This is a genomic window from Martinezella tropici (assembly GCF_003287875.1).
In the GTDB taxonomy this organism is placed as follows: Bacteria; Pseudomonadota; Alphaproteobacteria; order Rhizobiales; family Rhizobiaceae; genus Rhizobium; species Rhizobium tropici_C.
Window position 1 is genome coordinate 61,113 of the sequence record NZ_QMKK01000016.1, and the last position, 25,352, is coordinate 86,464.

Genomic DNA, 25,352 nt, shown 5'->3' on the forward strand with positions numbered 1-25,352 from the left:
AAGGCGGTTTTCGCCGCTATTTCAGCACGCCGAGCATGGAGCTGTCGGGATAGCAGGTAGGCTTCATGCCGCTCTTTTCCTGCCATTGGCCGATCGAGCGCCGCGTCTTGTAGCCCGGCAAGCCGTCGGTGCCGCCAACATCGTATCCCTTGCGCTCCAAAGTCTTCTGCATATTGGCGACGTCAGAGCGCAGCATCTTGCCGACATCGCCCCATTTTTCCCGGAAGGCGCCGCTGCCATAGGCGATGCGGTCGGCGAGATTGCCGATATAGAGGCCGTAAAGGTCGGAATTGTTGTATTCCTTGATGACGTAAAAATTCGGCGTCACGATGAATTCCGGCCCGTCGCGGCCAGCCGGCACCAGCATCATCCCGCTCGCCCGCAATTCGTCTGCCGGGAGGGTCTTGCCGGAAACCGGCTTGATCCCCAGCGAAGCCCATTGCGAAATCGGCTTGGCGAGATCAGGCCCTTCCTGCGCGCAGGAGACGTTCTGCGGGATGGCGACTTCATAGCCCCAGCCGCGGCCGCGCTGCCAGCCCTTCTGAACCATATAGTTAGCTATGGATGCCAGTGTGTCCGGCACCGAAGTCCAGATGTTGCGATGGCCGTCGCCATCGAAATCGACGGCGAATTTCAGGTAGTTGGTCGGCATGAACTGCGGCTGGCCGAGTGCACCGGCCCAGGAGCCCTTGAACTGATCCGGCGTGACATCGCCATGTTCGAGGATGCGCAGCCCAGCGATCAGCTCATTGCGGAACATGTCCTTGCGCGTCGACATGAAGGCTTTGGTCGCCAGCACCTGGACCGCCGAATTCGGCAGCTTGGCAATGCCGAAGCCGGTCTCGCGGCCCCAAATCGCAAGCAGGATCGGCCCCGGCACGCCGTAGGTCTTTTCGATCCGCCTCAGCACCGGCCCATATTGCGAGGCGAGGCTTCGCCCCGTTACGGCCAGTTTCTGCAGCCGTGCCTCATTGAAATAGGGGGCGGGGGAGGAGAATTCGGCCTGGCTTTGCGCCTGTTGCTCCGGCTTCGGGAAGCCCGGCGGCTCAAGATCCGGCAGATTCCAGTTCAGCGTCACGCCAGTGAAGGCAGCCTGGAAAGTTTTTTCGGATATTCCTGCCTTTCGCGCTTCAGGCCACAGATCCTTTTGAATCCAGGCCTGAAACTGCGCTTCGACATCAGCTTTCGAGGCGGCGAGCGCGGGGAGGGGGAGAAGGGCGAGGAGGAGGACGCAGAGTAGGGAAAGCAGCCATTGCGCATGTCGAGCCGCTGATACCCCCCTCTGTCGCTGCCGCGACATCTCCCCCACAAGAGGGGAGATTGTTGGGAGTTCGCTGCGACCCTTATTCGTAAAATTTCTCTCGGCATCTGCAGGCAGGATATTGGTTTGAGGCCGATCTCCGCTGCGGGCGACCAATCTCCCCCCTTGTGGGGGAGATGTCAGCGAAAGCTGACAGAGGGGGGTAAAAACTCTCCTCATACTCTTTCCTCTGTTGCAGCTCTCAAATCAAATCGCCGTCCGCGCCCTCAGCGCCGCCGCAAGCGTACCTTCGTCGAGATAGTCGAGCTCGCCGCCGACGGGCACGCCATGGGCAAGGCGGGTGATCTTGACCTCGAGGCCATCAAGCTGGTCGGTTATATAGTGTGCTGTGGTTTGCCCTTCGACCGTTGCGTTGACGGCGATGATGACTTCGCGGACGCCGCCCTCGCTGACGCGGGCGATCAATCCGCGAATGTTGAGATCGTCAGGTCCGACGCCGTCAAGCGGCGACAGCACGCCGCCGAGAACGTGATAGGCGGCGTTCATCGCGCCTGATCGTTCCAACGCCCAGAGGTCGGAGACATCCTCGACGACGATGATGACGGACTGGTCGCGGCGGTCGTCGGTGCAGACGGTGCAGGGATCGACGGTATCGACATTGCCGCAACGCGAGCAGATCTTCACCTTGTCATAGGCATCGCCCATGGCATGGGATAGCGGGCCGAGCAGCTGGTCCTTCTTCTTGATCAGATGCAGCGCCGCGCGCCGGGCCGAGCGCGGCCCGAGGCCCGGTACTTTCGCCAGGAGCTGGATGAGTTTTTCGATTTCGGGGCCGGTGACTCGCTTTGCCATGGGAGGCTTTTAGCTCATAAGCTTCAAGAACGGAATCTCGGAAGGAACGGTTGAGTGATGAAAATTCTGGCCGTGTGCCGCGGTGCCCCTGAAACGCTGCCGGGCAAGAAGGTGAAGACCGGGATCAATAAGCACGCGGTCAGCGGTGCCGTCATGATCGACGAGCTGGGGCTGCTCGGCGATGCCATCTGCAATCGCAGGCATCATGGCGGCCGTGATCAGGCCGTTTATGTCGAGGGTTCCCTGACGCTGGGCTGGTGGGCAAGCGAGCTTGGACGATCGCTGGAGCCCGGCGCCTTCGGCGAAAACCTCGTCATTGAAGGCGTGGACAATTGCCAGGTCGCCGTCGGCGACCAATTCATAGCCGACGATCTTGTTTTGGAAGTCACCTCGGCGCGCATTCCCTGCTCCACCTTCGCGGTGAAGATAGGCGATCGACAATTCGTCAAGCGATACGTCCAGGCCGGGCGGCCCGGCATCTATTGCCGCGTTCTTGCGAGCGGCACGGTGAGGGCTGATATGCCGGTCACCTATCTGCCTTATGCTGGCGAGAGGGTGACGATGCCGGAAATGCTGGCGACATTCGGCAGGCGATTGTCAGCGGAGGATCGGGTGCGCTATCTGGCGGCGCCCGTCCATCACAAGCTGCGTGCACTCATCGAAAGCGACGCAGCGGTCTGAACTCACCGCATGGCAATCGCAACGGCCGCGCCTGCCATGGTGCCGGCGCTGGCGCGATTGGCGATGCGCACGGCGCGGCGGCTCCTGAGGAAGGTTCTGGCTTTGGCCGCCAGCATCGCCCAGGAGAGGTCGATGACGACAAGCACCGCAAACATCGTCGCCACCAGCTCGGCCCAGCCGGAGATCGTGACGGCATGCAGATCGATGATCGAGGGCAGCAACGCCACGTAAAACACCATGATCTTGGGATTGCCCATGGTGACTGTGAAGCCCGCGAGGAAAAGCCGTATGGCTGATTGTTCGTCCGGCAGTTCCTCTCCCGCCGTATCGGAGGAGGCAAACCACATCTTCCAGGCAAGATAGAGCAGATAGGCGACGCCAAGCCACTTGATCGCCACGAAGGCGAGGTGGAAGGTTTCGGCAATGGTCGCAAGGCCGGCAACGGCGCAGGTCAACCAGATCGCCTCGCCGAGCCACATGCCGGAGAGGAAGGGCAGCACGTTGCGCGCGCCCTTCGTCAGCACGCGCGCCACGAGTGCCGCGATGTTCGGTCCCGGCGATCCCGCCGCAATGAACAAGGCACCAGCAAAAACAAGCAGCGTCGATAGGCTCATCGCATTCCCTCCAACAGGGCAGGCTGGACGATATCTGGAAGAAGAGCGCCAGAGATAGCATTCCGGCGCGGCTTTTCCAAACGCCAGATTTGCGTTCAGCCAAGCTCGGCGCGAAAACGCCCGAAGATTGCCTTGCCTTCCGGCCAGTCACCCAGTCCGGATGCCGCATTGATATGCCCGCGTGGCCCGACATCGACGAAGGCGCTGCCCCAGCTTTCGGCGCTGCGGCGCGCATGGTCGAAGGAGCTGAAAGGATCGTCGGTGCTGGCGACGAGCAGGGATCGAAAAGGCAACCGCTGCCGTGGCGGATCGGCAAAGCTGCCGGCCTCGGCAAGATAGATTTCGCCCGTGGGATCAGGCGCGGCCACCATGAACGCGCCGAGGATCGCCGCCTTCTTGATGGGCGCCCAATGGGCGATCAGCTGGCAGGCAAGGCTATGCGCGATCAGGATCGGCGGCGTTTTGGAGCGCGAGATTTCGCGCTCGAGCGCGGCAATCCAATCCGTGAGTATCGGCCTGTCCCAGCTGGAAGGCTGGAAGCGTCGCATGGCCGGATCGTCCCGTTCCCACAATGTCTGCCAGTGACCTTCGCCCGAACCGCCAAGCCCCGGTAGCGTGATGATATCGCTCATCTCTATCCTTTCTCCATGGTCTTTCCCGGAAAAAAGCTGGCATGCCGGGATGTCGATTGACATTGCAATCCATCGGATAAAACTTGTCCCAACCGATGAATTGAAGGTGAGCCATGGATACTATCGAAAGAGGACTGGATCCGACGGATCTATCGATCATCGAAATCCTGCAGCAGGACGGGCGAATCTCGGTATCGGAGCTCGGCCGCCGTGTCGGCCTGTCGCAGCCGGCGGCATCGGAGCGGCTGAAGCGGCTGGAGGAGCGCGGCGTCATCGCTGGTTACCGAGCGGTCGTCGATCCCGCTGCCGTCGGGCTCGGCATGATGGCGGTCATCCGGCTGCGGACCACGCATGAGCATATCCGGCCCTATCTCAAGCAGTTTTCGGAAATGCCCGAGATTATCGAGGTGCTGAGGCTGACGGGCGAAGATTGCTTTTTGCTCAAGGTTCTCGTGCCGACACCGGCTGACCTTGAAACCATCGTCGATTCCATTGCCCGCCATGGCGGGGTGACGACATCGCTGGTGCTGCGAAACGAACCTGTAAAGGCGATTGGCCGCGATCTGATCCGCAAGGCGGCCGCTCGTTAGAGCCGTATGATTTTAGGTCGAGTCGACCTAAAATCTGAATCCGCTCTAGCATCAAAGAATAGAGCGTGATGTCGTCCGAAAACCGCCCACGCTTTTCGGCATCACGCTCTGACGGGGGAGCGTGCCCGTCTCAGAACGGCAGCTTGAAACCAGGCGGGATCGGCAGGCCGGCGGTCAGTTCGCGCGTCTTTTCAGCGGCGATCGCCTCAGCCTTTTCCTGGGCATCCTTGTTGGCGGCGACGATCAGGTCTTCGAGGATTTCGACATCGTCTTCCTTGAACAGCGACGGATCGATCTTGAGGCCGACCATCAGGCCCTTGCCGTTGACGGTGACTGTGACGAGGCCGCCGCCGGCCTTGCCTTCGACGCGAATGTCGGCGATCTCCGACTGCATCTTCTCCATCTTGGCCTGCATTTCCTTCACTTTGCCCATCATGCCCATGATGTCGCGCATCGTTATTGGTCCTTCTTCTAAATGCTTCTATTTCCCATCGGCTCAGATGGGCCGTCGGCCGCCAGGAGCGTCGAGCCACGCGGTTCCGCTGCCCGCTATCCTACCCTTAGAATTCTATATCGTCGCCCGGCAGGATATCGCCATCGACGGATTCGGCGACCGCCGGCGGGGCGGCTGCTTCCTCTTCGTCGTCCGTCTCGGGTGCCCGCACGCGCACGTCGATGATCTTTGCGCCCGGAAATTGCGCCAGGATCGCCGCAACATCGGGGTCTTGCCGTGCATCGGCGACTCGCTGCTTCTGGGCGTTCGCTTCTGCTTCGACAAGCGTCGGCTGACCCTCTTCGCAGCTCAGGCTGACGATCCAGTGGATGCCGGTCCATTCCTTCAGCTTGACGGCAAGCTCATTCAGCAGCGTGCCGGGAGCACCGGGGGCCAGGCTCACATCGAGCCTTCCCGGCTCCAGCTTGACCGGGCGCACGAAGGTACGCACCAGCGCCTTCATCTTCGGATCGCGCTTCTGGCTCGCAAGTTCGGCGATATCAGCCATCGAATTGACCGGTACGAGCGGTTTCGGCGCTTCGGCTGGTTTCGTCTCGATGCGGCCGACGGGCTGCGAATCCGGCTGTGTATTCGGCACGGCGCGCAACATGGCGACCGGGGCGGAAGGTGCAGGCCGTGGCGCCGGTGTTTCGACCGCGCGGGCCATGGCGCTGCCCTGATAGGACACTGCTCCGCCGCCATTGCCGCCGCTCGGAGATGGTGAGGGGCGGGAGCCGCCATTGCCGTCGGAAAATTCGGCAAGCCTGCGTGCCGCATCTTCGGGTGCGGGAAGGTGGGCGGCATGCGCAAGACGGATCAGCACCATTTCGGCAGCGCCGGCGGTGCGCGAGGCATTCTCAGTCTCGGTAATGCCCTTGAGCAGCATCTGCCAGATGCGGGAAAGTGCCGTTACCGCGACCCCTTGCGCGAATTCCGCCGCTTTCGTGCGCTCGATTTCGCTGAGCGACGGATCGTCGGCGGCATCGGGCACATATTTGAGGCGGGTCACGAGATGGGTGAAATCGGCAAGGTCGGTCAGCACGACGACAGGGTTGGCGCCGGCCTCGTACTGGCCGTTGAATTCGGCCAGTGCCGCGGCGACGTCGCCTTTGACGATGTGGCCGAAGAGATCGACAATGCGGGCGCGGTCAGCAAGTCCAAGCATCGCGCGTACCGCGTCGGCGGCAACGTAGCCGCTGCCATGGGCGATCGCCTGGTCGAGCAGCGACAGGCCGTCGCGCGCCGAGCCTTCGGCGGCGCGGGCGATCATGGCGAGCGCTTCCGGCTCGGCCTCGATGCCTTCCTTGCCGGTGATGGTGGTGAACAGGCCGACGAGATCGGAGGCGCTGATGCGGCGCAGGTCGAAGCGCTGGCAGCGCGACAGCACCGTGATCGGAACCTTGCGGATTTCGGTGGTGGCGAAAATGAACTTCACATGCTCGGGCGGCTCCTCCAGCGTCTTCAGCAGCCCGTTGAAGGCCGCCGTCGACAGCATGTGCACTTCGTCGATGATGTAGACCTTGTAGCGGGCCGAGACCGGCCGGTAGCGCACCTGCTCGATGATTTCCCGGATATCATCGATACCGGTGTGGGAGGCGGCGTCCATCTCGATGACATCGACATGCCGGCCTTCCATGATCGCCTGACAATGCTCGCCGGGTTCGCGCAGGTCGATCGTGGGCCGATCGACGGCAGCGGTCTTGTAGTTGAGGGCGCGGGCCAGGATGCGGGCGGTGGTGGTCTTGCCGACACCGCGAACACCGGTCAGCATATAGGCCTGGGCGATGCGGCCGGTCTCGAACGCGTTGGTCAGCGTGCGAACCATCGGCTCCTGGCCGACCATCAGGTCCGTGAAGTCCTTGGGTCTGTATTTGCGGGCCAGCACCCGGTAACCGGTGCCGGTCGAGGCGGCATCTTTTGCTTGTCGCTCGCTGTCGCTCATCGCCCTGCTTTTTGCCCGGTGCCCTGCTTGTCGCCCGGAAAGCCGGGTCCTGCTTTCGGAAAGGGTGGGAGGCTGGCACGATGACCCGTGCCGGGCTCGTTAGGGCTGCTTCCTTCCGGACCTGACCCGGTTGGCGAGTGGCTCGTCCACCACCAACCTCCCGGATGCACATATCGGCAATATCGTCATCAAAAGCAAGCCAAGGTCAAAAAAAACTGCTAAACATTTGATAAAACTATGGAGGATGCCCCCCTTGAAGGAGTTTACGCTCGACGACCGTCTGGCGAATGACAGCGTTTCCGTCGCCATCACCGGCCTGTGCGACGTGCGGCTGATGAAGGATAGCCGCTGGCCGTGGCTGGTGCTGATCCCCCGCAGGCCCGGCAAATCGGAGGTTTTCGAGCTGACCCCGCTCGACCGGATCCTGCTGACCTTCGAAACGGATAAGGTCGCAAGCGCCCTGAAGACGGTGACGGGTGCGATAAAAATCAATGTCGGGGCACTTGGAAATATCGTCCGTCAGCTTCATGTTCATGTGATTGCGCGGTTCGAAGGTGATGCCAACTGGCCAGGCCCGGTCTGGGGCTACGGCAAGGCCGAACCCTATTCGGACGAAGACATGAACAACCTCATAGCCAAGTTGCGGGAAACGCTTTCACAATGAGCCATTCCATCTTTTCCTCGGATGCGCCGCATCCCGAAGCCAGCAGTCTCACCGCCTTTGCGGAAAACCAGCTCAACCGGGATGCCGAGCATCGCGACGAGGAATCGATCAAGCAGGCCCTCGCCAAGGACGGCACGCATATCCTGGCATTCGCACAGGATCGGCTTGTCCTGAAGCATGACGGGCAGGTACTCGATCCGCTGTTTGCCCGCTACGAGCTGCAGGAACTCGATCCGAATTGGGAGGAAGCCGTGTTGCTCGGCTATCGCAAGACCGGCGAGCCCAGGCTTGCCGTGCCGGTGCGGGTCAATGCCGACGAGCTTGCCAGCCAGTATAAGCCCGCCGACATGCGCTCCCTCTGGCGCGACCTGCTGCTCGAAGGCGAAATCCTGGGCGAGGCCGCTCAGGGCATGAGCCTCCTCCGCTGGAATGGCGACAACCGCTTCTGCGGCCGCTGCGGCTCGGTCATGGACAGCCGGATCGGCGGCTACAAGCGGGTCTGCACGGCCTGCGAACATACGATCTTCCCGCGCACGGACCCTGTGGTCATCATGCTTTGCATCGACGAGGAGAGGAATCGCTGCCTGCTCGGCCGCAGCCATCATTTCGCGCCGGGCATGTATTCCTGTCTCGCCGGTTTCGTCGAACCGGGTGAAACCATCGAGAATGCGGTGCGTCGAGAGACGCATGAGGAATCCGGCATTCATATCGGCCGCGTGCGCTACCATGCTTCCCAGCCCTGGCCCATGCCGCATTCCCTTATGATTGGCTGCTATGCCGAGGCCAAGTCGACGGACATTCATATGGATGAGGCCGAGCTCGAGGATTGCCGCTGGTTTACCCCGGAGGAGACGCTCGCCATGCTCGACCGCGTCTCGGCTTCCGGCAACACATCTCCGCCCAAGGGCGCCATCGCCCATCGCCTGATGCGCGACTGGGTGGAATGGAAGCGCTAGGACTATCCTGCCATGGCCCGCTCCGAACGCTTGCTGACGCTGTTGCAGACGCTGCGGCGCTATCGTCGTCCGGTGAGCGGTGCCGTTCTGGCGGAGGAAACCGGCGTCAGCCTGCGCACGCTCTATCGCGATATCGCCAGTCTGCAGTCGCAAGGCGCTATGATCGAGGGCGAGCCCGGCATCGGTTATGTTCTGAAGCCCGGCTTCATGCTGCCGCCGATGATGTTTTCGCAAGACGAGATCGAGGCGCTGGTGCTGGGGTCGAGATGGGTGGCGCGAGCAACCGATGCCCGCTTGGCGGCAGCCGGAACCGATGCTCTCGCCAAGATCGCTGCCGTTCTGCCTCCAGAGATGCGCGAGGCGATCGATCAGGCCGCCGTGGTCGTCGGCACGCGCCGCATCACGGAAGACAAGGCCGATCTCTCCCTGATGCGCAAGGCGATCCGCACCGAACGCATGGTGCAATTGACCTATGGCGATGTGAACGGCGCCATTTCCACCCGCCGTATCTGGCCCTTCGCGCTCGGCTATTTCGACAATTCCCGCATCATCATGGCATGGTGCGAGCTGCGCCAGGATTTCCGCCATTTCCGCGCCGACCGCATCGTCGATTTCGCGGTGCTCGAGGCGCGCTACCCGCGCCGTCGCGTCGCGCTTGCAAGAGAATGGCAAGCCAAAGAGGGCATTGCCCATAATTGACTGGCTGGCGCGATGCTACTGCCAGAAACTGTCAGTAGGGATAGTTATAATCGGCTCCATCCAAACAGGAAGGAGGACCGATCATGGCAAGTAGCGTTTTCATCACGATGAAAGGAATGCATCGCGGCGACGTCGAGGCGCACAGAGGCAAGCATCGGTCATGGCTGGATCGTCTTTCTGAGATCGCGCTTGGCTATTTCACCCGCCGGTGGAATCGCCTCGATATCGAAGAAGTGCCGGATTCCGTGAAACGAGATCTGGGCTTCCTGGACGGCTGTGCTCCGTATCGAGAGGAAGATCGGATGCGCTGAGGCCGGCCGCGGGAGCTCGTCGCGGCCTTCGCGATAACGACATACGCATAATCAAACATCCGAGCGCAAGGCGCTGATCTCAACAGCGCAATGCCCTTTGGAAGCGCATCTTCGCAAGCACCCAACCAGGCAATGACACGGTCATCTCCGGCGAACTTTGTTCCGTTCGCCGGCCCTATCCGCATGCCCTTAACTCCACCAAAACAAGAGGAATATCCAAATGACAAGCCCGAATCTCATCATCTTCTACGTCAAGGATCCCAGCGAAAGCACGCCGTTCTACCGCGATCTCTTTGGCCGTGAGCCGGCATTCGCCTCGCCGAATTTCGTGGCCTTCGCGCTCGATAATGGCTTAAGTCTCGGTCTCTGGCGCCGCAGCAGCGTCGAGCCACAGCCCTCCGCCATCGGCAATCGCGGCGAACTGGGCTTCATGGTCGAAGGCACCGGGGCCGTCGAGCAGCACTACAGGGATTGGAAGGCGCGCGGCCTGCCGATCGCGCAGGAACTGACGACGATGGATTTCGGCCCGACTTTCGTCGTTCTTGATCCCGACGGCCATCGCCTGCGCGTTTGTGAGCCGGATAAGTGAATTCATGCCCTGCCTGCCCCTCACCCTAGCCCTCTCCCCGCTTTCGGGGAGAGGGGACGATCTGTGTTCCCTCGCCAAGCCGATGATGGAAGGTAGGCTGCAGGTGGGTCTATCCCCTTCTCCGCAGGCGGGGAGAAGGTGGCCGCCCTTCGGCAAGCTGAGGAGGCCGGATGAGGGGCTTGAGATGATAGGCGTCCGCAAAAGACATTGATCGATGCACCCAAAACCACGCGAGGAACAGTTGCTCCATCATATTTCGTTCGGTGTATCCGATATCGAGAAAGCCGCCGCCTTCTATGACGCAGCATTTGCGCCGCTCGGTTATATCAGGGTTTGGGAAGACTTGACCCCCGGCGATCCCGACCAGGCGATCGGATATGGCCCGCCGGGTGGGGGCGATAAGTTCGCCATCAAACTGCGCGGCAAAGAGGCTCATGCGCCAGGCCCAGGCTTTCATCTCGCCTTTGCTGCACAGGGCCGTGAGGCTGTCGTCCTGTTCCATCAGGCCGCATTGGCTCATGGCGGCAAGGATAATGGCGCACCTGGTCTTCGACCGCATTACGGGCCGACTTATTTCGCCGCCTTCGTCATCGATCCGGACGGGCATCGCATCGAGGTCGTGACCAAGGCCGAAGGATAGCCGGCCGTGGAATTGTAGCGGTTTAACCACTCGTCCTCGGGGTTCAAGGCTTTGCTCTTCGAGCTCCGCACCTCACCACGAGGACTGATCTTTGTGTGCCTCACCACAGGGCGTTATCCACCTCGTGGTGCAGAGCGGCGCCGTCAAGCGCGGCGAAAACGGTGCTGCCTCGAACCACGAGGTGGCCCGGGTTCGCGTCGAATGTTAGAGATCGCCCCGCGTCGGATGACCCTTGTAGACGCCCAGGATCCGGACCTTTTCGGAGAAGAAACGCAGTTCCTCCAGCGCGCGGCGCACATGCGGATCCGAAGGGTGGCCCTCGATGTCCGCATAGAACTGCGTTGCGACAAAACGGCCGCCGAGCTGATAGCTTTCCAGCTTCGTCATGTTGATGCCGTTGGTGGCGAAGCCGCCGAGCGCCTTGTAGAGGGCGGCTGGAATGTTGCGGACGTTGAAGACGAAAGTCGTGACGATCTTTTCATCCGCCGAACTGCGTTCCGTCCAATCCTCGTCGCGCGAAAGGATGACGAAGCGCGTCATGTTGTTTTCGGTGTCTTCCACATTCTCGGCGATGATTTCCAGCCCATAGAGATCGGCCGCAAGCCGCGGCGCCAGCGCCGCCATGCTGCGGTCGCCGGTTTCCTTGATCAGCTTGGCAGCCCCCGCCGTATCGCCGGCAATGACAGGCTTCCAGCCGTTGGCGCGGACGATGTTGCGGCATTGGCCGAGCGCATGGATATGGCTGTGCACCGTGCGGATTTCTTCCTTCTTTACGCCTGGCAGCACCATCAGCTGGAAGCGGATCGGCATGAAATATTCGCCGACGATATGCAGGCGCGATTCCGGCAGCAGATGATGGATGTCGGCGACGCGGCCGGCGATCGTGTTTTCGATCGGGATCATGCCGAGATCGGCATCGCCGTTCTCGATGGCGGTGAGGGCATCCTCGAAGGTTTGGCAGGGCAGCGGCTCCATGGTCGGGAACATGTCGCGGCTGGCCATGTCGGAATTGGCGCCGTACTCGCCCTGGAAGGAGATCTTGTTGGTCTTGGTAATCATGGGACTGCCCTTGGGGGAATGCCGTCAGAGAGAAGCGGCGGAGAGGATGCATCTGGCCTTTTCGAGGTCGGCGGGAGTATCGACACCGAGCGGGACCGTGTCAACGATCTCGACATCGATGCGCATGCCGGCCTCCAGCGCCCTCAGCTGCTCCAGTGATTCGCGCAATTCCAGCGTCGATGGGCCGAGGCTCACGAATTTCGCGAGTGCAGCGCGGCGGTAAGCGTAGAGGCCGATATGGTGATAGAGCGGCCCCTTGCCGTAGGGGGCGGTCGTGCGGGTAAAATAGAGCGCGCGCAGGCGGCTCTCCGAGATCGGCGAGCCGATGACCTTGACGACGCTCGGCGCAGTCTTTTCTTCTTCGTCCTTGATCTCGACGGTCAGCGTCGCGATGTCGACGGCCGGATCTTCCAGCGGGCGCAGCGAGGCGCGGATGGTCGCTGGATCGATGGTCGGCAGGTCGCCTTGCACATTGACGACGATCTCCGCGCGACCTTCAGGATCGACCGCCTGCAGCGCCTCGTAAATGCGGTCCGAGCCGGATTGATGGTCGGTGCGCGTCATGACGACCTCGAAGCCGGCATTAGCGACGGCGGCATAGGTATCCTCATGGTCGACGGCGACGACGATGCGACCGATCGCCGCCTCGCGCGCGCGCTTGGCAACCTGTACGATCATGGGCAGACCGCAAATGTCAGCCAGCGGCTTGCCCGGCAGGCGCGTGGAGGCCATGCGGGCGGGAATGAGGACCAGCGTCTTGTCTAAATTCGGATCAGTCATTGTTGGGCCTTCTATTCCCGAGGGAAAAGTGTCAAAACGTCTCACGGTGGAGACCGTTTACAGAGTTGCAAGAAACAGCCAAAAGACATAGGTTTCGCGCGAATTCAAGATGGGCCGGCGGAGGATGCCGGCGGCGAGGGGAGCATAGCAGATGAATTCATCCTACGTGAACATGGGTGTCGGGGCGCTTCTGGCCACGCTGTTCGTGTTGAAGTCCGTGTCGCTCGCGTCAGGATTTATTTTCCATTCAGAGACACCGGAAAAGCCCGGTTTCGCGATTGTTGCGACCGAGGAGCCGGCTGCAGGCGGTGACAAGGGTGCGGCCGCCAAGGCGGAAACGCCGATCGCCCAGCTGCTGCAGAAGGCTGACGCCAAAGCCGGCGAAGCCATCTTCAAGAAGTGTCAGGCCTGTCATTCCGGAGAGAAGGGAGGACCGAACAAGGTCGGCCCCGATCTCTGGGGTATTGTCGACCGTCCGGTCGCCGAACACGAGGGCTTTGCCTATTCGGCCGGCATGAAGGAATTTTCCAAGGGCGGTTCGGAAAAGTGGACCTATGATCATCTCTATCACTTCCTCGCAGCTCCGAAGAAGTTCGTCGCCGGTACGGCGATGGGCTTTGCCGGTCTGCCGAAGGAAGAGGACCGCGCCAACGTGATCGCCTATCTGCGTACGCTGGCCGATACGCAGGTGCCGTTGCCGGATCCGAACGCACCGGCCGCTACGAACTGAGATAATCTGAATGATGGATTGAAACCCGGCTGCCAGGAGCCGGGTTTTTCATGCTGCTGTTCAGACCGAATGGCGGCGTGATTTCGTTCTCTGATCGAGGTCGAAGACCTTGAGACCATCCACGGCGCTCGGAGGCGTGCGCCAGTCTTCCGCGGCCAGCGCCTTGCGGGCATCGCGCAAGCCGGCCTCCCAATGCTCGTGCATCGATAGCGCCGAAAACTCGTAGTCCTTCGAATGCGAGCGGAACTGCTTGTTGCGATAGATCATGTGAATGATGGTGACGCCATAGTCGGAGCAATGCTGCTCCAGCTTGCTGATTTCCGGATCGGCTTTGGCCTCTTCTGGAAGGCGCGCATAAAGCTCGGATATCGCGCGCCGCAGGCGATGACGCTCCAGAAAGAGATCGGTGTTGAGCCGGGTGCGGCTCGAATAGGTGATGTCCTTGCGCCGCTCTTCCACCTCTTCCAGGTCCTGCGGCAGCGGGCCGATGGCGCTGAAGAGATCGACCTGGAAGACGACCGTATCGATTGCGGCGCCGTTGCGCAGCACATAGGTCAGAGGCGTGTTCGAGACGAGACCGCCATCCCAATAATATTCACCGCCGATCTTGATCGCTGGAAAGCCGGGCGGCAGCGCGCCGCTCGCCATGACGTGCTCGGGGGCGATCTTGATGTCCCGATTGTCGAAGAATGCGAAATTGCCGGTGCGCACATTGACCGCGCCGAGGCTGAGGCGCACCGGACCATGGTTGATCCGGTCGAAATCGACATGATCGAGCAGCGTCTGGCGCAATTGTTCGGTATCGTAGACACTGGTGGCACCCGCCGAGCCGCGCGCTTGAAACCAGGCCGGCAGCTGCCAGGGCGAGAAGAAGCCAGGCACGCCGAAGGTCGATACCCACCAGCTGCTGACGGTGCGATAGAAAGGGTTCGTTTCTCGCTGCCGCTCCATCAGGAGGTCGACCGGAAGCTGAATGGTGACCTTGTTCCAGAAGGAGCGCAGCTTCTCGAGCCGCTCGCCCGGCACGTTGCCGGCCATGATGGAGGCGTTGATGGCGCCGATCGAGATGCCGGCGATCCAGTCTGGTTCGATATTCTGTTCTCTGAGCGCCTGAAAGGCGCCGGCCTGGTAGGAGCCGAGGGCGCCCCCGCCCTGCAGCACGAAAACCTTCTGTGAATAGGCGGACGCTGGATTGGTAACTGGAGCTGCAATATTCATGTGCCATCCTTTGCTGCGCTCCGGGTGGGAAGGCCGGGATGCGCAAATATATGACCATTTTCCTGCCTGCTTCTCCGAATGCGGAGATATGCCATTGCAAGTCGGCGGAACCGGACCGGCGCTAGGCGAGCAGATAGGCCCAGAGCGACACCGAGAATGCCCCGAGCGCCGTCGTCAAAGTTATCGTCGAGGCAGCGAGACTGTGACCGACGCCGAAGCGATTGGCAATCAGCCATGCGTTCACACCTGTGGGAACGGCGGCGGTGAGCACGAGTGCCGCCCGCCATTCTGGGCTGAGGCCGAGCAGAAGACCCGCCGCCAGTACGCAGGCCGGCAGCAGAAGCAGCTTGAAGCCGGCAATCACGCTGGTGATGCCGAGATTGCCCGACAGCCCGTATTGGCGCAGCGCCATGCCGAGCGAGATCAGCGCCGCCGGGCCGGCGATGTTGGCGATGCTGTCGACCACGGTGCCGAGTGTCGCGGGGATGGGAACGCCTGTGAGGTGAACGACAAGGCCGCAAAAGAGCCCGATGACAAGCGGATTGCGCACCAGGTTCCTGCCGACCTGCCGCAGCAATTCGCTGGTGCTGCGGCCGGCGCCGGCATTCTCCTTGCGCTCGGCCTGCTCCATCAGCAGCGTGCCGGCGATCATCATGGTCGGCAGGTGCACGGCAATCAGAATCGACATCGCCATGACGCCGTCCGGCCCGACGGTGCGTCCCACCAGCGGCAGGCCGATGAAGATCGTATTGGCGAAGGCGGATGAGACGCCGGCCAGCACGCCGATCCGTGCGTCCCGCCCGAACATCCGCGTCGCAACGATATGGCCGGCAGCCCAGGTGACGGCGACACCGGAGAAATAGGCGATCCATAGCCGAAAGGGCGAAGCACCGCGAAAATTCGCCTCGGCAATGGTCTGGAACAGCAGGAGCGGCACGGCGACCTTGAAGACGAACTCGCTCATTGCTTCGCCGACATCGGCTTTCAGCAGGCCGGTGCGCACGATGACCCAGCCGACGAGAATGAGCAGAAAGACGGGGAGGACGTCGATGAGAATTTCGGACATGCCGGGCGGGGGCCGTGAAAATCGTGGCTTGGGAAGAGCGATCAAGGAGTTGTAGCAGCTTGCTCAAAGCATGTCGCGCAAAAGTGCGGAGCGGTTTTGCGAAGACGACATGCACAAAATCAAAAGCTTAAAATACCAGGAACGGATCTGACGGATCGCGGCGCCTTGTAGGTGTGAGAACCTGTAAAAACAAAAAAGCGGGCAATGCCCGCTTGTGTATCCGGCCTCGCCGGAAAGTCCCCCCGGTGCACATGCCGCCAGTTCATCCGTGGTCGGCCCGCGTACCGGTGAGGCGGAAGGCATCATTCCTTCCCAGACTGGCTCGGAAGTCTTTCGAGCTTCCCATCCCAGCCGCTTGATAAGCATTTAAAGATAGAAAGTGACAGGCAAATGACTGATTGAGCTCAAGTTGGCCGCGCCGGCGCTGATTTTTCTTCCAAACTTCGGAAAAACCGATAATACCGGATACCGGCTATCACCAACACCGGGATCCTCCAATAGATGACTCGCTTCGATGTACTGACCGTTGGCAATGCCATCGTCGACATTATCGCCCGTTGCGACGATCAGTTCCTGATCGACAACAACATCACCAAAGCCGCGATGAACCTCATCGACGCCGAGCGCGCCGAACTGCTTTATTCGCGCATGGGACCGGCTCTGGAAGCCTCGGGCGGCAGCGCCGGCAACACGGCGGCAGGTGTCGCGAGTTTCGGCGGCAAGGCGGCTTATTTCGGCAAGGTCGCCGAAGACCAGCTCGGCCAGATCTTCGCGCATGACATCCGCGCCCAGGGCGTACACTACGAAACCAAGGCGAAGGGCACCTTCCCGCCAACCGCTCGTTCGATGATCTTTGTCACGGAAGATGGCGAGCGCTCCATGAACACCTATCTTGGCGCCTGCGTCGAACTCGGTCCGGAAGATGTCGAGGCGGACGTCGTAGCCGATGCCAAGGTAACCTATTTCGAAGGCTATCTCTGGGATCCGCCGCGCGCCAAGGAAGCTATCCGCGAATGCGCCCGCATCGCCCACGACAATGGCCGTGAAATGTCGATGACGCTGTCCGACAGCTTCTGCGTCGGCCGCTACCGCGACGAATTTCTCGATCTCATGCGCTCCGGCACCGTCGATATCGTCTTCGCCAATCGCGACGAAGCCCTCTCGCTCTACGAGACCGATGACTTCGAGAAGGCGCTGAAGCTCATTGCGGCCGATTGCAAGATCGCCGCCGTGACGACGGGCAAGGACGGCGCCGTCATCGTGCGCGGCAGCGAACGCTATATCGTCGATGCCCACCCCATTGAGGAGCGTGTCGACACGACCGGCGCCGGCGATCTTTTCGCTGCCGGTTTCCTGTTCGGCTATACGCAGGGCCGTAGCCTGGAAGATTGCGCCAAACTCGGCAACCTTGCCGCAGCCATCGTCATCGAACAGATCGGCCCGCGGCCGATGCGGTCGCTCTCGGAGGCCGCAAGGGAATTCGGGCTGCTCTGACCGTCTTTAGATTCGCCATCAACAGCTCATGGAAGCCGCCTTCAGCAGTTCGCTGGGCGGCTTTTATCATGAACTCGCTGGGCAAGGCTCATTACCAGAAGAGCCTCGCGGTTCCCGCCTCATACAGGATGAGGATACCGAGCGCGATCAGCACGAATGGGACGACCCTGTGTCCGTGTCGCCTGATCGGCGCTCCGAGCTTCGGATGATTGACGAGGGAATGGGCCGCGCCCAGCCACACCGCCGTCAGCATTGCGAAAATGCAGCCGATGATCAGGATCTCATGAGCCGAGCGGGTGGCGAAAAGCGGCGTGTAGATGCTGATATTGTCGCCGCCATTGGCGATCGTTACAAGGGCGATGGCCGCTATGTTGCCGTGCCCAGCCGAGGCCTTCTGGTGATCTTCCGCATCATCCCCTGTTTCGACGCCGTTCCAGATCTCCCACAACCGCCTCAGGCCGAAATAGATCGGAGCAAGGCCGAGCAGGCCGATATAGGCGGCGGGAATGACGAGGACGAGCAGCGAGGCGACGGCGCTGAAGCCATAGAGCGCGCCGATGCCGAGATATTGGCCGATGACGATCTGGTTCAAGCGGAATTTAGGATCGGCAAAGAAACCGAGAAGAACGAAGATGTCGTCTACATTAGTCGAAACGAACGTGGCGACAGCAACGCCGAAGACACCAAGCACATAACCCAAGATCGCCGCTCTCCCTTTGCGATACCGGATATTTCATCGCGCCGGAAAAATCGCGCGGCTGCATTCACCGAGGAACGACGCGGGTTTGGTTATTTGAAGGCTTCACCGGGGTAAGCGCCCCAGATCTCGGATTGCGCCACCCAGCCCTCGGTGCCATCGGCGCTGACGAGACACCAGTCGCCGGTGCATTCCTTGACGGTCATCATCACGCCGGGCTGAAGCTTGGCGATGACGGCGGCGGACGGTTGGGACTCACGGCGCATGTTGACGAAGACGGCCTTGCCCTTGCCCTTCATCCAGGGAGCGGCAATCGCCGAGCGCTGGCCTGATAGCAGCGACTGGTTGACCCAGCCTTCCGTGCCGTCGGCATCGCGCACGCGCCGCCAATTATCATACTCCTGGATAATTTCGACTGGCAGTCCCTGTTTGAGGTAGAGCCACGACACCGCGTAATCGGCACTCGGACCGATGCGCAGATTGACCCGCTTCGACTTCAGCGTGACGAAGCGCGGCAGCGGCAAGCCGCTCGGCCCCTTGGCCGCCTGGGCGGCGGCAAGATCCGCTGACGCAGCGGCCATCATCAGGCCGATCGCGAAAATGGCGCAGGACTTCAAGACGTTGCCACGCATGGGATTTCCGTTCGTTCGTCATGACAAAGGCGCCATTCCGGCAACCTTTCGCTCCGGTGAGCGGCAAATCTCCGGATCGCGTCAGCGAGTTTTGTTTGTCTTCGCCTGCGGGTCTGGTAGAAATGCCCGGAACGGGAAAATTATCCTGCTTCTTGGTTAAGAACATCTGAACAAGGCATCGCCGCTCGCCATGACGACGAAGAAAAAACCGAAGGTCTACGTCACGCGCAAACTGCCGGACGCGGTGGAGACGCGGATGCGCGAACTCTTCGATGCCGAACTCAATATCGATGATCGCCCGCGCAGCAAGGCCGAGCTGATCCAGGCTGTCCGCTCCGTCGATGTGCTGGTGCCGACGGTCACCGACCGCATCGATGCGGAGGTGATCGAAGAGGCCGGCCCGCAGATGAAGCTCATTGCCAGCTTCTCCAACGGCACGGATCATATCGATGTCGAAGCCGCCGCCCGCCGCGGCATCACCGTGACAAATACGCCCAATGTGTTGACGGAAGATACCGCAGACATGACCATGGCGCTCATCCTCGCCGTGCCGCGGCGGCTGGCGGAAGGTGCGCGCGTGCTGACCGACAAACCCGGCGAATGGGCTGGGTGGTCGCCCACCTGGATGCTCGGCCGCCGCATTCACGGCAAGCGCATCGGCATCGTCGGCATGGGGCGGATCGGCACGGCCGTCGCCCGCCGCGCCAAGGCCTTTGGCCTGTCGATCCACTATCACAATCGCAAGCGCGTCAATCCGGCAACCGAGGACGAGCTGGAGGCGACCTATTGGGACAGCCTCGACCAGATGCTCGCCCGCGTCGATATCGTTTCGGTCAATTGCCCGTCGACGCCGGCCACCTATCACCTGATCTCGGCCCGCCGCCTGGCGCTGCTGCAGCCGACGAGCTACATCGTCAACACGGCGCGCGGCGACGTCATCGACGAGACGGCGCTGATCAAGATCCTGCGCGAGGGCAAGATCGCCGGTGCCGGTCTCGACGTCTTCGAGAATGAACCTGCCGTCAATCCGAAGCTGGTGAAGCTCGCCAACGAGGGCAAGGTGGTCATCCTGCCGCATATGAGTTCGGCGACGCTCGAGGGCCGCATCGACATGGGCGACAAGGTGATCATCAATATCCGCACCTTCATCGATGGCCATCGTCCGCCCAATCGCGTGCTGCCGTTTCGATGACCGAAGCGTTCTGATTCTCCTGCCGAAACGGGGCTGAATACCCAGCTGCAAATTTGATCTCACTTCCCTCTCGCCGGTCATGTGCATGTCATAAAGCCGGCCCAGAGGTGACCACGAATACAAATCAGGAAGGGCGGAAACGATGGCGCGGGCGCTGCCGCATGAGCGGATTCAATATGTGGTTGAGGGCGGCTTCAAGCTGTCGGGCGAGATCGAGCCGAGCGGCAACAAGAATGCCGCGTTGCCGATCATCGCCGCGTCGCTTTTGACCGACCAGCGCGTCGAGCTCAGCAACGTGCCGCGCATCCGCGATGTCGAAGCGCTGGTGGAGCTGATCCAGTCGGTCGGCGCAAACGTGCGTTGGCTCGGCCGCAACGAGCTCGAAATCGAAGCGCGGGAGCTTCGCCCCGCCAATCTCGATCCCGATCTTTGTGCCCGCATCCGCGCCTCCATCCTGCTTGCCGGCCCGATGCTGGCGCGCTGCGGCGAGATCACGCTGCCGCCACCCGGCGGCGACGTCATCGGCCGCCGGCGTGTCGATACGCATTTCCTGGCGCTGGAACAGCTCGGCGCCAGGATCGAGGTCAACAGCGTCTACAGCTTCCGCACGGAGGGCTTACGCGGCGCCGACGTCTTTCTCGACGAGCCGTCGGTGACGGCGACGGAAAATGCGCTTTGCGCTGCCGTGTTTGCCGAGGGGACGACGATCCTGCGCAATTGCGCCTCCGAGCCGCATGTGCAGGATCTCGCCCGCTTCCTGATTGCCATGGGCGCCCGAATCGAGGGCGTCGGCACCAATATGATGACCATCCATGGTGGCCAGCGCCTCGGCGGTGCGTCGCATCGCATCGGCCCGGATCACAATGAGGTTGGTTCCCTGATCGGCCTTGCCGCGGTCACCGGCTCGGAAATCACCATCCGCCGTGCAGGTGTCGAGCATCTCCGCTCCACCCTGATGACCTTCGAGCGCCTCGGCATCCGCTGCCAGATCGACGGCGATGATCTGATCATCCGCTCCGGCCAGGAAATGAAGATCCAGCCCGATTTCGGCGGCCATATTCCGAAGATCGAGGATCAGCCCTGGCCGGCCTTTCCGGCCGATACCATGTCGATCGCCATCGTCACCGCCTCGCAATGTGACGGAGTCGTGCTGATGTTCGAGAAAATGTTCGAAAGCCGCATGTTCTTCGTCGACAAGCTGATCGCCATGGGCGCCCGCATCGTGCTGTGCGATCCGCATCGCGCCATCGTTGCCGGCCCCTCCAAGCTGCGCGCCGCTCAGCTCGAAAGCCCGGATATCCGCGCCGGCATGGCGATGCTGATCGCGGCGATGTGTGCGGAAGGCACGAGCGTCATCAACAATGCCCAGCAGATCGAGCGTGGTTACGAGCGAATCGAGGAGCGGTTGAACGCCATGGGTGCCCGCATTACACGAATTCCGCCGCGCACCCCTTCTCCCCTCGGGGAAAAGGTGCCGTCAGGCGGATGAGGGGTGTCTGCCAGAAGTACGAAAATTCGTGAATTCAAATCGGAGAACCCCCTCATCCGACGCTTCGGGCCACCTTCTCCCCGCTGGGGAGAAGGAGCTTCCGGTGCTCATCCGCGCCATGTGCTACAGCCCCGCCATTCGGCGTGAGGAAGGGTATTTAGGCAATCGCCTTGCGCATCTCGATCGATGTCGTCCGATCGAAGCCGGGGTGGCGATTTTCGGCCGTCTTCTGAAAGCCCCATGCGGCGAAGGTAGCATGGTTGTCGACCAGCTCAATCCGCGTTTCCAGCCGCAACGCCTTGAGGCCGAGCTCTCGCGCCGTTGTCTCGGCCAGGCTCAGCAGTCGCTTGCCGATACCTTTACCCTGTGCCGTCGGCAGCACGGCGAGCTTGCCGACATAAAGGCTTTCCGCCTCCGGCCGGCAGAAAATGCAGCCGACCAACTGCTCGCCATCGAGTGCCGCATAAGCAATCTCGCTAAGTGCCTTCGCTTTCAGCGTTTCGGATGTCAGCGCGAATGCGGAGGAGGGCGGATCGATGCGTCCGTTCATATGGGCGAAGGACGCCAGGATCAGATCCAGCAACGCATCCCAGCGATCGAAGCCGTCATCGAGGCGACGAAGCGTCATATCGCTCATTCGGCAGCAACCCGGGCACGTTTGCGGCGATAGCGCACGGTTTCGAAGCGCGAGGAAAGCCCGTCATAGAGCAGCAGGCGGCCGATCAACGGCTCGCCGATGCCCGTGATGAGCTTGATCGCCTCCATCGCCATTAGCGTGCCGATGACACCCGTCAGTGCGCCGATGATGCCAGCTTCCGCGCAACTCGGAATGAGACCTTCCGGCGGGGGCGCGGGAAACAGATCGCGATAGCGCGGATTGAGGTTGCCATCCGCGTCGCTTTCGTAAGGCTTCAGCGTCGTCACCGACCCATCGAATCGGCCGACTGCACCGGTCACCAGCGGCAGGCGCGCTGCTTCGGTCGCATCGGCAGCCGCATAGCGCGTATCGAAATTGTCGGAGCCGTCGATGACGAGATCGAAGCCCGCAAGATGCCGGGTGGCGCTGGCGGCACAGAACCGCTCCTCGAAGCGGATGGTGCGCACATGCGGGTTCAGCCGCGCGATGGCGTCTGCCGCACTCTGCGTTTTCATCTCGCCGATCGTGCCCGTGTCGTGAATCACCTGCCGCTGCAGGTTGGACAGCGAAACGCGGTCGTCGTCGGCAATACCAAGTGTCCCGACACCGGCAGCAGCGAGATATTGCAGCACCGGCGCACCAAGACCGCCGGCACCGATGACAAGCACGCGGGCCGCCTTCAATTTTTGCTGGCCGGCGCCGCCGACCTCCGGCAGGAGGATATGGCGGTGATAGCGGGCGATTTCGTCTGAGGTCAAAGGATCCATAGATACGAATCTATCACAATCGAGGGCGAAGAGGCGCTAGGATTTCGTAATGCCGCCATGCGCCACGGTAAAGAATTGCGCTCGCTCGCCGAGAGCCGAGAACATGGATTTGTCGGTGCCGGTCATGAAAGCCTGGCCGCCGAGCCCGTCGATGAGATCGAAGAGGGCTGCACGCCGTCCTTCGTCGAGATGCGCCGCGATCTCGTCGAGCAGCAGGATCGGCGCATAGCCCGTCAGATTGCCGACAAGGCGCGCATGGGCAAGGATGAGGCCGACGAGCAAGGCTTTTTGCTCGCCCGTCGAGCAGCGCTCCGCCTCCATGTCTTTCTCGCAATGCCGTACCAGAAGGTCGGCCCGATGCGGCCCGTCCAGCGTGCGGCCGGCGGCTGCATCGCGGTAACGCCCCTCGCGCAGCATATCGGCATAGGCGTCCTCCAGATCGACGGCCGGCCGGTCGAACTGTCCGTCCAGGAAGCCGGAGAGCTCCAACGCCGCCGAGGGAAAAGGTGTCGTCTCGCGCGTTTCGGAGATCAGCCGCGAGAGAAGGCCGAGCATTTCCTGCCGCGCGATCGCCATGGCAATGCCGAGGCTCGCCATCTGCTCCTCAATGCCGGCGAGCCAGGATGGATCGAATCGGTTTTCGGACAGCAGCTTGTTGCGGCTGCGCATGGCGCGCTCGAAATCGCTGGCCCGGCGGCCATGGGCGGGATCGAGCGACAGCACCAGTCGATCGAGGAAGCGGCGGCGCTCCGAGGAGCCGCCGGTAAACAGGCCGTCCATGGCCGGCGTCAGCCAGAGTACGCGTAAATGGTCTGTCAGCTCGTCGACGGTCTTGGCCGGCGTGCCGTTGATTCGGAGCCGACGAGCGGTCGATTCGTCCATCGTGTCGATGCCGGTACCGATTTCGACGCTGCCATCCATGCCTTCGAGCTCCGCGAAGATGGAAAAGCCACCCGGCGCATTGACTCGGGTGATATCGGCATAGGCGGCGCGGCGCAGGCCGCGGCCGGGCGACAGCAGCGAGACCGCTTCCATGAGATTGGTCTTGCCCGCGCCATTGTCGCCGGTCAGCACCACATGCCGTCCGTCAAACGTCAGCGCCGCTGCCGCATAATTGCGGAAGTCGGTGAGCTTCAGGCGCGAAATGGAAACCTTGTTTGGCATGGTCTTTCGGATTCCGGGTCGATGGGCGAGGCGTATGCCGAACCCCGCAGGAGTGCAAGGAATATTGAGGCGATGGGATGGCGCCGTCCATGGCCACCCTCGTCCTTCGACGGGTCAGGATGAGGGTGGAGCGGATCTAGCACCCGGCCGCAAAGGAGCAATCCGGTGGATGTCCGAAGGAGCCCTCAAACTGGAAGGAGGAATATCGCGACTGGGCGCAAAAGATCAGCCTCATGGTGAGGCGGGAGCGAAACGACCTTCGAACCACGAGGACGGCTGATTCGCGCGCCCAAATAAAAAATCCGGCCGAATCATCGGCCGGATTCATGTGAAACATTTTGATTCGCGAATCAGTCGCTGAACGTATCGAAGAAATCCTTCATGCGGGCGAAGAAGCCCGTCGATTCGGGATTGTTGTCCTTCGAGGAGATCTGCTCGAACTCCTGCAGCAGCTCGCGCTGGCGCTTTGTCAGCTTCTGCGGCGTCTCGATCTGGATCTGGATATAGAGATCGCCGACCTGGCTGGAGCGTAGCACCGGCATGCCCTTGCCCTTCAGGCGGAACTGCTTGCCGACCTGTGTCCCCTCGGGAACGGTGACACGCGATTTCGTGCCGTCGAGGGTCGCGACATCGAAAGTGCCGCCGAGAGCCGCCGTCGTCATCGAGATCGGCACGGCGCAGTAGAGATCGGCGCCGTCCCGCTGGAAGAATTCATGCGGCTTGACGGAGAGGAAGATGTAGAGATCGCCCGCCGGTCCGCCGCGCAGGCCAGCTTCGCCTTCGCCCTGCAGGCGGATGCGCGTGCCGTCTTCGATGCCGGAGGGAATATTGACGGAGAGCGAACGCTCCTCGGTCACGCGGCCCTGGCCATGACACTTGGTGCAGGGATCGGGAATGATCTGGCCGCGGCCGTGGCAAGTCGGGCAGGTGCGCTCGACGGAAAAGAAGCCCTGGGCAGCGCGTACACGCCCGGAGCCCTGGCAGGTGCCGCAGGTCTTCGGCTGTGTGCCGGGCTTGGCGCCCGAGCCGGAACAGACATCGCAAGTGATCGACGTCGGAACCCGGATCTGTGCGGTCTTTCCGGTAAAGGCCTCCTCGAGAGAGATTTCCATATTGTATCGAAGATCGGCGCCACGTTCGCGGCCGCCGGAGGAACGTCCGCGCGAGCGGCCGCCACCCATCATCTCGCCGAAAATATCCTCGAAAATATCGGAGAAGCCACCGCCGCCGAAACCGGCCCCGAAGCCGCCACCGCCGCCCATGCCACCATGTTCGAAGGCTGCATGGCCATAGCGGTCATAGGCTGCGCGCTTCTGCGGATCCTTGAGCGTTTCGTAGGCTTCGTTGATTTCCTTGAACTTCCGCTCGGCATTGCTGTCGTCCGGGTTCTTGTCCGGATGATATTGCATTGCCAGCTTGCGAAAGGCGCTCTTCAGCTCTTTCTCGTCCGCTGTTTTTGAGACGCCCAATGTCTCGTAAAAATCCGCTTTTGCCATTAAGGAT

At 61.7% G+C, this 25,352-nt stretch carries 28 protein-coding genes and 1 other RNA gene; 12 read left to right on the forward strand and 17 right to left on the reverse strand.

Translation table 11 applies throughout. From position 1 onward, the window contains the following. Positions 1-16 precede the first annotated feature (16 nt). Positions 17-1,300: a lytic murein transglycosylase gene (locus tag DQ393_RS01630; protein WP_112340079.1), complete on the reverse strand. Its 1,284-nt coding sequence runs from the start codon at positions 1,298-1,300 to the stop codon at positions 17-19. Between the two features lie 207 nt (positions 1,301-1,507). Further along, on the reverse strand, positions 1,508-2,113 hold the full coding sequence (gene recR / locus DQ393_RS01635; RefSeq protein WP_112340080.1) for a recombination mediator RecR: 606 nt from the start codon (positions 2,111-2,113) through the stop codon (positions 1,508-1,510). A 57-nt stretch (positions 2,114-2,170) separates the two neighbouring features. Between recR and DQ393_RS01640 the strand changes: the two genes are divergently transcribed. Next, a complete protein-coding gene (locus DQ393_RS01640; RefSeq protein WP_112340081.1) occupies positions 2,171-2,794 on the forward strand; it encodes an MOSC domain-containing protein in 624 nt (207 codons plus the stop codon). Positions 2,795-2,796: 2 nt separating this feature from the next. Here DQ393_RS01640 and DQ393_RS01645 read toward each other — a convergent pair whose 3' ends face one another. Both DQ393_RS01645 and DQ393_RS01650 read right to left on the reverse strand, forming a co-directional pair. Continuing rightward, on the reverse strand, positions 2,797-3,408 hold the full coding sequence (locus tag DQ393_RS01645) for a LysE family translocator (protein ID WP_112340082.1): 612 nt from the start codon (positions 3,406-3,408) through the stop codon (positions 2,797-2,799). A 95-nt stretch (positions 3,409-3,503) separates the two neighbouring features. After that, the gene (locus DQ393_RS01650; RefSeq protein ID WP_112340083.1) at positions 3,504-4,040 is read right to left on the reverse strand and encodes an RBBP9/YdeN family alpha/beta hydrolase; all 537 of its coding nucleotides are present in this window, start codon (positions 4,038-4,040) and stop codon (positions 3,504-3,506) included. A gap of 113 nt (positions 4,041-4,153) precedes the next feature. Here DQ393_RS01650 and DQ393_RS01655 point away from each other — a divergent pair, with 113 nt between their 5' ends. Then, complete coding sequence (locus tag DQ393_RS01655; RefSeq protein WP_112340084.1) at positions 4,154-4,630, forward strand: Lrp/AsnC family transcriptional regulator; 477 nt, start codon at positions 4,154-4,156, stop codon at positions 4,628-4,630. Positions 4,631-4,760: 130 nt separating this feature from the next. On the opposite strand, the gene DQ393_RS01660 is transcribed toward DQ393_RS01655, so the two are convergent. The 3 genes from DQ393_RS01660 to ffs form a co-directional block, all read right to left on the reverse strand. Continuing rightward, positions 4,761-5,084 carry a YbaB/EbfC family nucleoid-associated protein gene (locus DQ393_RS01660; RefSeq protein WP_037155519.1) on the reverse strand — a complete coding sequence of 108 codons (324 nt, stop codon included), beginning with the start codon at positions 5,082-5,084 and terminating at the stop codon, positions 4,761-4,763. A gap of 106 nt (positions 5,085-5,190) precedes the next feature. Further along, positions 5,191-7,065: a DNA polymerase III subunit gamma/tau gene (locus DQ393_RS01665; RefSeq protein ID WP_112340085.1), complete on the reverse strand. Its 1,875-nt coding sequence runs from the start codon at positions 7,063-7,065 to the stop codon at positions 5,191-5,193. 64 nt (positions 7,066-7,129) lie between these two features. After that, an RNA gene (gene ffs / locus DQ393_RS01670) (signal recognition particle sRNA small type) lies at positions 7,130-7,226 on the reverse strand. Between the two features lie 92 nt (positions 7,227-7,318). On the opposite strand from ffs, the gene DQ393_RS01675 reads away from it, so the two are divergent. The 6 genes from DQ393_RS01675 to DQ393_RS01705 all read left to right on the forward strand — a co-directional run bounded on the left by DQ393_RS01675 (position 7,319) and on the right by DQ393_RS01705 (position 10,924). After that, a complete protein-coding gene (locus DQ393_RS01675) occupies positions 7,319-7,729 on the forward strand; it encodes an HIT family protein (RefSeq protein WP_112340086.1) in 411 nt (136 codons plus the stop codon). Then, positions 7,726-8,685, forward strand: a complete 960-nt coding sequence (gene nudC, locus DQ393_RS01680) for an NAD(+) diphosphatase (protein ID WP_112340087.1) — start codon at positions 7,726-7,728, stop codon at positions 8,683-8,685. The genes DQ393_RS01675 and nudC overlap by 4 nt, the downstream gene beginning before the upstream one ends. A 12-nt stretch (positions 8,686-8,697) precedes the next feature. Beyond that, positions 8,698-9,384: a helix-turn-helix transcriptional regulator gene (locus DQ393_RS01685; protein ID WP_112340088.1), complete on the forward strand. Its 687-nt coding sequence runs from the start codon at positions 8,698-8,700 to the stop codon at positions 9,382-9,384. An 83-nt stretch (positions 9,385-9,467) separates the two neighbouring features. Then, a complete protein-coding gene (locus DQ393_RS01690; RefSeq protein ID WP_112340089.1) occupies positions 9,468-9,695 on the forward strand; it encodes a hypothetical protein in 228 nt (75 codons plus the stop codon). A gap of 220 nt (positions 9,696-9,915) precedes the next feature. Further along, entirely contained in the window at positions 9,916-10,284 is a 369-nt protein-coding gene (locus DQ393_RS01695; protein WP_112338900.1) for a VOC family protein, read from the forward strand. A 241-nt stretch (positions 10,285-10,525) separates the two neighbouring features. Next, positions 10,526-10,924, forward strand: coding sequence for a VOC family protein (locus DQ393_RS01705; protein WP_112340091.1), 399 nt, complete (start codon positions 10,526-10,528; stop codon positions 10,922-10,924). Between the two features lie 204 nt (positions 10,925-11,128). On the opposite strand, the gene DQ393_RS01710 is transcribed toward DQ393_RS01705, so the two are convergent. Together DQ393_RS01710 and DQ393_RS01715 are read right to left on the reverse strand one after the other, a co-directional pair. Then, on the reverse strand, positions 11,129-11,983 hold the full coding sequence (locus tag DQ393_RS01710) for a prephenate dehydratase (RefSeq protein WP_112340092.1): 855 nt from the start codon (positions 11,981-11,983) through the stop codon (positions 11,129-11,131). 24 nt (positions 11,984-12,007) lie between these two features. Continuing rightward, on the reverse strand, positions 12,008-12,763 hold the full coding sequence (locus tag DQ393_RS01715) for a 3-deoxy-manno-octulosonate cytidylyltransferase (RefSeq protein WP_112340093.1): 756 nt from the start codon (positions 12,761-12,763) through the stop codon (positions 12,008-12,010). A gap of 151 nt (positions 12,764-12,914) precedes the next feature. Between DQ393_RS01715 and DQ393_RS01720 the strand changes: the two genes are divergently transcribed. Next, the gene (locus DQ393_RS01720) at positions 12,915-13,493 is read left to right on the forward strand and encodes a c-type cytochrome (RefSeq protein WP_112340094.1); all 579 of its coding nucleotides are present in this window, start codon (positions 12,915-12,917) and stop codon (positions 13,491-13,493) included. A 60-nt stretch (positions 13,494-13,553) separates the two neighbouring features. Here the strand turns inward: DQ393_RS01720 and DQ393_RS01725 are convergent, their stop codons facing one another. Together DQ393_RS01725 and DQ393_RS01730 are read right to left on the reverse strand one after the other, a co-directional pair. Next, entirely contained in the window at positions 13,554-14,711 is a 1,158-nt protein-coding gene (locus tag DQ393_RS01725) for a patatin-like phospholipase family protein (RefSeq protein ID WP_112340095.1), read from the reverse strand. A 121-nt stretch (positions 14,712-14,832) separates the two neighbouring features. Further along, complete coding sequence (locus tag DQ393_RS01730; RefSeq protein ID WP_112340096.1) at positions 14,833-15,777, reverse strand: AEC family transporter; 945 nt, start codon at positions 15,775-15,777, stop codon at positions 14,833-14,835. Between the two features lie 501 nt (positions 15,778-16,278). On the opposite strand from DQ393_RS01730, the gene DQ393_RS01735 reads away from it, so the two are divergent. Then, a complete protein-coding gene (locus tag DQ393_RS01735) occupies positions 16,279-17,271 on the forward strand; it encodes an adenosine kinase (protein WP_112340097.1) in 993 nt (330 codons plus the stop codon). A gap of 91 nt (positions 17,272-17,362) precedes the next feature. Here DQ393_RS01735 and DQ393_RS01740 read toward each other — a convergent pair whose 3' ends face one another. Together DQ393_RS01740 and DQ393_RS01745 are read right to left on the reverse strand one after the other, a co-directional pair. Continuing rightward, on the reverse strand, positions 17,363-17,962 hold the full coding sequence (locus DQ393_RS01740) for a cadmium resistance transporter (RefSeq protein WP_245430233.1): 600 nt from the start codon (positions 17,960-17,962) through the stop codon (positions 17,363-17,365). Between the two features lie 98 nt (positions 17,963-18,060). Then, complete coding sequence (locus DQ393_RS01745; protein ID WP_112340099.1) at positions 18,061-18,600, reverse strand: SH3 domain-containing protein; 540 nt, start codon at positions 18,598-18,600, stop codon at positions 18,061-18,063. 190 nt (positions 18,601-18,790) lie between these two features. Here DQ393_RS01745 and DQ393_RS01750 point away from each other — a divergent pair, with 190 nt between their 5' ends. Both DQ393_RS01750 and murA read left to right on the forward strand, forming a co-directional pair. Next, positions 18,791-19,792 carry a 2-hydroxyacid dehydrogenase gene (locus DQ393_RS01750; RefSeq protein WP_112340100.1) on the forward strand — a complete coding sequence of 334 codons (1,002 nt, stop codon included), beginning with the start codon at positions 18,791-18,793 and terminating at the stop codon, positions 19,790-19,792. 142 nt (positions 19,793-19,934) lie between these two features. Beyond that, positions 19,935-21,281 (forward strand): UDP-N-acetylglucosamine 1-carboxyvinyltransferase, encoded by a 1,347-nt coding sequence (murA, locus tag DQ393_RS01755; RefSeq protein ID WP_112340101.1) that lies wholly within the window; start codon positions 19,935-19,937, stop codon positions 21,279-21,281. A gap of 157 nt (positions 21,282-21,438) precedes the next feature. Here the strand turns inward: murA and DQ393_RS01760 are convergent, their stop codons facing one another. The 4 genes from DQ393_RS01760 to dnaJ all read right to left on the reverse strand — a co-directional run bounded on the left by DQ393_RS01760 (position 21,439) and on the right by dnaJ (position 25,345). Next, on the reverse strand, positions 21,439-21,909 hold the full coding sequence (locus tag DQ393_RS01760; protein ID WP_181592269.1) for a GNAT family N-acetyltransferase: 471 nt from the start codon (positions 21,907-21,909) through the stop codon (positions 21,439-21,441). A gap of 5 nt (positions 21,910-21,914) precedes the next feature. Further along, on the reverse strand, positions 21,915-22,685 hold the full coding sequence (locus DQ393_RS01765; RefSeq protein ID WP_112340103.1) for a molybdopterin-synthase adenylyltransferase MoeB: 771 nt from the start codon (positions 22,683-22,685) through the stop codon (positions 21,915-21,917). A 36-nt stretch (positions 22,686-22,721) separates the two neighbouring features. Then, entirely contained in the window at positions 22,722-23,849 is a 1,128-nt protein-coding gene (gene recF / locus DQ393_RS01770) for a DNA replication/repair protein RecF (protein ID WP_112340104.1), read from the reverse strand. 350 nt (positions 23,850-24,199) lie between these two features. Then, entirely contained in the window at positions 24,200-25,345 is a 1,146-nt protein-coding gene (gene dnaJ / locus DQ393_RS01775) for a molecular chaperone DnaJ (RefSeq protein ID WP_112340105.1), read from the reverse strand. Positions 25,346-25,352 lie beyond the last annotated feature (7 nt).

Coding starts and splice junctions, on each gene's coding strand:
- DQ393_RS01630 (WP_112340079.1), bottom strand. CDS start 1,300: ATGTCGCGGCAGCGACAGAGGGGGGTATCAGCGGCTCGACATGCGCAA.
- recR (WP_112340080.1), bottom strand. CDS start 2,113: ATGGCAAAGCGAGTCACCGGCCCCGAAATCGAAAAACTCATCCAGCTC.
- DQ393_RS01640 (WP_112340081.1), top strand. CDS start 2,171: ATGAAAATTCTGGCCGTGTGCCGCGGTGCCCCTGAAACGCTGCCGGGC.
- DQ393_RS01645 (WP_112340082.1), bottom strand. CDS start 3,408: ATGAGCCTATCGACGCTGCTTGTTTTTGCTGGTGCCTTGTTCATTGCG.
- DQ393_RS01650 (WP_112340083.1), bottom strand. CDS start 4,040: ATGAGCGATATCATCACGCTACCGGGGCTTGGCGGTTCGGGCGAAGGT.
- DQ393_RS01655 (WP_112340084.1), top strand. CDS start 4,154: ATGGATACTATCGAAAGAGGACTGGATCCGACGGATCTATCGATCATC.
- DQ393_RS01660 (WP_037155519.1), bottom strand. CDS start 5,084: ATGCGCGACATCATGGGCATGATGGGCAAAGTGAAGGAAATGCAGGCC.
- DQ393_RS01665 (WP_112340085.1), bottom strand. CDS start 7,065: ATGAGCGACAGCGAGCGACAAGCAAAAGATGCCGCCTCGACCGGCACC.
- nudC (WP_112340087.1), top strand. CDS start 7,726: ATGAGCCATTCCATCTTTTCCTCGGATGCGCCGCATCCCGAAGCCAGC.
- DQ393_RS01685 (WP_112340088.1), top strand. CDS start 8,698: ATGGCCCGCTCCGAACGCTTGCTGACGCTGTTGCAGACGCTGCGGCGC.
- DQ393_RS01690 (WP_112340089.1), top strand. CDS start 9,468: ATGGCAAGTAGCGTTTTCATCACGATGAAAGGAATGCATCGCGGCGAC.
- DQ393_RS01695 (WP_112338900.1), top strand. CDS start 9,916: ATGACAAGCCCGAATCTCATCATCTTCTACGTCAAGGATCCCAGCGAA.
- DQ393_RS01710 (WP_112340092.1), bottom strand. CDS start 11,983: ATGATTACCAAGACCAACAAGATCTCCTTCCAGGGCGAGTACGGCGCC.
- DQ393_RS01715 (WP_112340093.1), bottom strand. CDS start 12,763: ATGACTGATCCGAATTTAGACAAGACGCTGGTCCTCATTCCCGCCCGC.
- DQ393_RS01720 (WP_112340094.1), top strand. CDS start 12,915: ATGAATTCATCCTACGTGAACATGGGTGTCGGGGCGCTTCTGGCCACG.
- DQ393_RS01725 (WP_112340095.1), bottom strand. CDS start 14,711: ATGAATATTGCAGCTCCAGTTACCAATCCAGCGTCCGCCTATTCACAG.
- DQ393_RS01730 (WP_112340096.1), bottom strand. CDS start 15,777: ATGTCCGAAATTCTCATCGACGTCCTCCCCGTCTTTCTGCTCATTCTC.
- DQ393_RS01735 (WP_112340097.1), top strand. CDS start 16,279: ATGACTCGCTTCGATGTACTGACCGTTGGCAATGCCATCGTCGACATT.
- DQ393_RS01745 (WP_112340099.1), bottom strand. CDS start 18,600: ATGCGTGGCAACGTCTTGAAGTCCTGCGCCATTTTCGCGATCGGCCTG.
- DQ393_RS01750 (WP_112340100.1), top strand. CDS start 18,791: ATGACGACGAAGAAAAAACCGAAGGTCTACGTCACGCGCAAACTGCCG.
- murA (WP_112340101.1), top strand. CDS start 19,935: ATGGCGCGGGCGCTGCCGCATGAGCGGATTCAATATGTGGTTGAGGGC.
- DQ393_RS01760 (WP_181592269.1), bottom strand. CDS start 21,909: ATGACGCTTCGTCGCCTCGATGACGGCTTCGATCGCTGGGATGCGTTG.
- DQ393_RS01765 (WP_112340103.1), bottom strand. CDS start 22,685: ATGGATCCTTTGACCTCAGACGAAATCGCCCGCTATCACCGCCATATC.
- recF (WP_112340104.1), bottom strand. CDS start 23,849: ATGCCAAACAAGGTTTCCATTTCGCGCCTGAAGCTCACCGACTTCCGC.
- dnaJ (WP_112340105.1), bottom strand. CDS start 25,345: ATGGCAAAAGCGGATTTTTACGAGACATTGGGCGTCTCAAAAACAGCG.